Source organism: Segatella copri, assembly GCF_003465495.1.
Lineage (GTDB): Bacteria > Bacteroidota > Bacteroidia > Bacteroidales > Bacteroidaceae > Prevotella > Prevotella copri_G.
The window spans coordinates 1-5,384 of the sequence record NZ_QSAV01000081.1 but is presented as its reverse complement, the minus strand read 5'-3'; the positions used below and the strand labels follow the sequence as shown (position 1 = coordinate 5,384).

Below are 5,384 nucleotides of genomic sequence, written 5' to 3'. Positions count from 1 at the left end.
TTTTTGAATTATGCAAGGTATAAACGCGGAGCCGCTTACACTCACCTCAATTATATTGGTAAAAACAATGGAGGCAATCCAAATCTTGCATGGTTCAACAACATTACAGAACATTTCAAGAAGAAATTGTTTCCCAAAAGGACTACGCTCTATGATTATGATCTCATCAAATTAAGACAGCACATTGCTGTTTTATTTACTATCTATGATTTATATGTGTCATTTCCTGATACTTTCAAAGAAAGATTGATTGAAGAATGCGAAAAATGTAGAATCAGCTTTGACGTATTAATTGCTTTTAGGAAGCACTACGAAGAAGTTTTAACTCAATTCAAAAAAGAAGTTTACAGTTCAAATTACAAAAATATTAGAGATAACAAAAAACTACATTTTTGGATGAATAGTGGTACTATAAAAATATCTACTATTAATTCATTCAAAGGATGGGAAAGTGAAGTTGTTTTTCTTGTTCTTGAACCGAAATATGACAAATCAACAACTTTCAACCTATCTTTTGATGAATTATTATATACTGGGATAACTCGGTGTAAACGGAATCTTATTGTTATAAATTTTGGCAACGAAGAATACGACATAAAAATTCGTCCTCTGATAGCCAAATTGAAATAAATTAGAGAGTGTAAACTAAACTCTGTGTCAATTTACCATTTTAGTTTACACTCTCTAATTAAGAAACACACATTGAATCTCCACAGATTGTTTCTGTCGAAAATCTACGGGGGCAGATACATTAAGTCATGAATATTCGATTAAGTGGGCTATATCCTTTAAAGAGTAATGTGTATTACTCTTTGCTGCAACAAAGCCCTTGAATGCTATATATACAATAAACGAATTTTTAACAGCATCATTTATATCCGTAGTAAAGACATGAGTGTGCCATTGAAAAAACAGCATGGTATCTGAAATTAAAAATACGACATAAGTCAACAAGACCAGCATATTTACCAAACTCTTGTCTATCAGTATTTTTCGTAAGTACATTATTCTCCTATCCCTAAAAGTCGCAGGATATATTTCGTTTTCTGGCTCTCCTAAACCATAGATACAAATAAGAATAAATCTAGTAAAAAAATTATTTGCATAAACGACAGTGAAAGACCCAATAATCAGAGAACAAAAAATCATATTTGCATACGATATAGATGATTGAGTAAAACTTCTCAACCCAATCAATATTGCAAAAGGAACACCACAAGAAACAAATAACGAGACAACATAAGGTAAGACCAACATCAAGGGAATCTTAAAATAAAAATCAAAACAACGCAATAATCTATCACCAATTAGACCATTTTTTAGAAATAAGACACCGACTCCCATACTTCCCCATACAAATGCCATTAAAAGCATTAAGCCATAGATGCCTTTCATATAGCCAACAAAGAGCACCAATATAAGATAGATTAGTCCTAAAGCTATATTTGTCAGCAATTTGAGTACAGAAGCATCTAACTTTGTACCTGTTTTGACAGCATTTAACGTTGGCTTACGGATGTTTTTGTTACATTTCAATGTATCTAAATCTAACAATAGATGTATCTTGTCAGGAAGAACTTTAACGACAACACATTTAAACTCATAAATTCTGCCTTCAGATAAGAATATAGTATAATTCCATCTCATATCAGAAATTTCAATACATGAAGCCACACGGCTGAGTTTCCTTTCAACAACTATGCCTTTTGATATGTTTAGAACTCCTAATATTACTGAATCAGAAAGAATACATCTTAGCTTATTTTTTACATTTCTAGAATATCTACGGATTTCTATAATAAAATAAATTAAGCAAAAACCTATAAAGTCGAAAACACAAGCCATTATGGTAAACCCCAACATTAAATCTGGTAAATAAACCTTAGTTAATGAGTAGATAGTCATCAAAAGTTGGCAAATGCCAATAACTATCAAAGAATAATTGGGCTTAAGTTTGGGTATGTCAAAAAATAAAACATTCTCCATTGTCTCTTACAGATTAATACATTTCATAAAATCAAAAACCTTAGCCTCCCCATGACACACATACCCAAGTTGATTTGAAACACAATGGGTATTACCTATCACCTTATCTATGTTTCGATGGGAATGACCATAAATCCAATAGTCTATGCGACTATAAGCAATGAAGTTTCCAAGTTCCGCAGTGAAGGCTCCATTTATCGGACTTCCTATGAAATCTGGTGATACCAATTCATACGATGGTACATGATGGGTTGCCACCACGATGTGTTTAGCTTGACTTTCGCCAACTGCTTTTTCTATGAAAGCACGGCATTTCTCATGCTCTTGATTAAATCGCTCACTATTTATCACAACACCACCATCCTTGATACGATAGAAGTCATTAACCATGCGCTCTGTCGCAAAAGCATCCTTAGGCTCAATATGTCCCCAGAGCGTTGAGACGATGAGGTCTATATCATCTGAGAGGTGAACAACAGCATTATAATAACATTTTACATTAGGACGTATGCCCAGGCACCAACCATCATAGAGCTGTCCGAGGTCATACCCCTTGTAAAACTCATGATTGCCTGGTGTAACTATCACTTGCTTGAAATTCCCTGAAGCCCAATCCCAGAAAGGATGCTTGAGAAAACTTTCATCCCCTAAATAGCCAGTATCACCTGCCAGCACCAAGATGTCTGCTATAGATTGGATTGGGTTGTTCTCCAAGTAGCGAGTATTCGCTACAAACTCCAGATGCAAATCAGAAACATATTGTATTTTTACCATAACTACAACATTGATTTCTTTAGTTGTTCGACAATCTGTTGACTCGTCACATTACCAAGTCCTGCCGACTTGATAAAGTCAGCGTTTGGTAAATCCTGCATGATGGCAGTACAAAAGTTACCAACATCTGCTTTCAATGTGTCGGGCAGCTCATATTTACTTGCTGGAGTAAGCATTGCAGCAAGACGAAAGATGTCTTTCTTATGCTTCGCTATATGTTTGCTGTCCACACTTTCACCTATAGCTTTCCTTTGACTTAAATCCAAGAAAGCTTTGCTTTTCAGACATATAAGGCTCTCAATGTTAGCAATATGCACTTCGTATTCAAGCAAGCTATGCTCTATCGTAAAGTGATAATAGTCGTTATCCATAAGGATGGCTGACAAACTCGACAAGTCTTCATCCACAGGAATCGGTGTGATACGAGCCTCCTCTGGGAAATTCATCAAGCCAAGGCTTCTGGAAAACAATTCCACTTGATATGGAAAAGCAGAATCGGCAGGCTTCATAAAGCGGAAATACTCATGTTTGGGTTCCACACTTTCATTCACTCCCTTGTTGCGCTGCCCATAATTGCCTTTCTTTACGAATTCCCAAAACTTAGCGACAAACTCAGCAGACAAAGCCTCAACTATCAAGATGATGTCTATATCCTTTGTCGCACGAGGCACTTGGGCATACAAATCCTCATGGATTTCACATGCCGTACCACCGATTATCACATAGTTGTCTTCAAAACCTTTGAAGAACTGCTTGAATGTATCTATACCTCTTACCATGGCATTTCACTTATTAATCGTTCCAACTCTATTTGTATTCTCTCATCTTCATTGTCTTTCAAAGAAAGATAAAGCGATAACTTATCAACTACCCCTGTTGAACTCAGTATTTGTGGATTATACTTCCATACCTGTATCTCGTTTTGACCAAACTGCTTATCCACCGCAACGTTTAAAGCCTTAAAATCTTTTTTCGGCATGGCAAGACATTGCTTGTTTTCTTCGTTAAGCATCGTATAGGAAGCCAAGGCATTCATTCCACTCATCATCTGTCCTTCAAGAAGAGCATCCGTATAATAGACTTTTTCTATCGGAGACACTAACAATGGCAATGCTTTATCCCAAAGTTCCCTATTGCTGAAATCTATTTGTATGGTCTTCGTCTTAGCTCCCTCCAACCTTATAAGGTCTTTGGATACAAGCCAACGCAACGCCCGATTTACAGAAGCGTATGATACAGCCAACATGTCAGCAAGTTCATAGCTTGTCTTTCCCGAAATTGATTCTATTTCCAAATGATACAGTAACAAACATTGCGTCAAAGGAGTAATGGCATCCTTCTTATCTTCTCCGCCTATTGTATTAATAGACTTCAAATCTAACAATAAAGAAGGAATAAACATCTGCTTATTTGGGACTATAAAATTTACTTTCTGAGCAACCAACCTATTTATATTATAAGAATATAAATGTTCAGATACAAGTATGGCAACCATACCTGTCTTTCGCTGAATAATGTCTAATTGCTTCTTAGTCTGAGCAGGAGCTATCACGTTGCCATCTTCAATAAAAGCAAAAAGAATATCCTTTCCTAATATTCGCCCATTATATAGTTCAAAATTACCAACAACGGATACAGGAAGTATATCCTGCACACTTTTGCACACAGGTTTCGCCACAATATTGTCCTCCAAAACTGAAGCAACATAGTTAGCTGCGTTTTTGATATATTCATTGTTTTTGCTCATAATCATTATATAAAGATTATGTGCAAAAGTAGTGATTATATTCTGAATACCAACAGAAACAATGAAATAAATAAGATTTTTTAAGATATATTCAGTGGAATATTCCAAGATTATATTGTACCTTTGCACCCGAAGATAAGCGTTCTGTAACACAAGAGTTGGAATATTCTCGGATTCAGTGCTTTGCACTTGTTTTCAGAGATTTACAATTTGAGGCTAAAAAGAAGCGGTACAACTTTATCATTAAGGCATTGAGAATAAGCACATTGCATTTGTCGCCCATTTTCTGTGCACTTATAAAAAGGGTAGTTGTACCGTTTAAAAGATAAAAGCTTAACTATCAGCAACATCCACATGTTGCATCGGAAAATAAGTATAAATAGGGAACGCAGAGCGTTCCCTATCTGTTAGCCCCACTCCTTCTTCACATCAAAGCAGGGACAAGCCTTGTTGGCAAATTCATTATGACCATGAATCGTGGCTAATGGATATTCCTCTTTCAGCTGCTCGATGAGGGCATGAATTAAAGGGCAAAATCGGCTATTCATGGGCTAAAAAAGGGTTTATGTAATCAGGAAACTCTAATTTTTCCGTTTTTCATCGCTGAAAACAGGTATTGGAAGAATGCATAAAAAGCGAATGCTATGATTAAAAAAGTAAATATAAATTCCTTTTATAAGCCAACATATAGACTTTACTTCACACACGAAATATACATACTAAATAGCTATACAACAACAGATTACATTTTTATCGTAGTATTGTTATTATGTAGTTTCTAGCTTTTCAGACTATTGCTACGTCAATATTTTATTAATTGCTATCAAAGATGTTAACCTCAAATCCGCAACCTATAGGGTTTAGTGGGATTTTGCTT

At 35.6% G+C, this 5,384-nt stretch carries 6 protein-coding genes; 1 reads left to right on the top strand and 5 read right to left on the bottom strand.

Annotation, left to right across the window (positions count from 1 at the left end):
- A partial coding sequence (locus DWV53_RS14835) for an ATP-binding domain-containing protein (RefSeq protein ID WP_181992520.1) occupies window positions 1-630 on the top strand: 630 nt, incomplete at its 5' end.
- A gap of 126 nt (window positions 631-756) precedes the next feature.
- Here DWV53_RS14835 and DWV53_RS14830 read toward each other — a convergent pair.
- The 5 genes from DWV53_RS14830 to DWV53_RS14810 all read right to left on the bottom strand — a co-directional run bounded on the left by DWV53_RS14830 (window position 757) and on the right by DWV53_RS14810 (window position 5,055).
- Window positions 757-1,986 (bottom strand): hypothetical protein, encoded by a 1,230-nt coding sequence (locus tag DWV53_RS14830; protein WP_118082060.1) that lies wholly within the window; start codon window positions 1,984-1,986, stop codon window positions 757-759.
- Window positions 1,987-1,992: 6 nt separating this feature from the next.
- On the bottom strand, window positions 1,993-2,760 hold the full coding sequence (locus tag DWV53_RS14825; protein ID WP_118155382.1) for a metallophosphoesterase: 768 nt from the start codon (window positions 2,758-2,760) through the stop codon (window positions 1,993-1,995).
- Between the two features lie 2 nt (window positions 2,761-2,762).
- Window positions 2,763-3,539 carry a hypothetical protein gene (locus DWV53_RS14820; protein WP_118155380.1) on the bottom strand — a complete coding sequence of 259 codons (777 nt, stop codon included), beginning with the start codon at window positions 3,537-3,539 and terminating at the stop codon, window positions 2,763-2,765.
- On the bottom strand, window positions 3,533-4,507 hold the full coding sequence (locus DWV53_RS14815) for a helix-turn-helix domain-containing protein (RefSeq protein WP_147468822.1): 975 nt from the start codon (window positions 4,505-4,507) through the stop codon (window positions 3,533-3,535). Before DWV53_RS14815 ends, DWV53_RS14820 begins: the two co-directional genes overlap by 7 nt.
- 407 nt (window positions 4,508-4,914) lie before the next feature.
- Window positions 4,915-5,055: an N-acetylmuramoyl-L-alanine amidase gene (locus DWV53_RS14810; RefSeq protein WP_118155376.1), complete on the bottom strand. Its 141-nt coding sequence runs from the start codon at window positions 5,053-5,055 to the stop codon at window positions 4,915-4,917.
- Window positions 5,056-5,384: the final 329 nt, after the last annotated feature.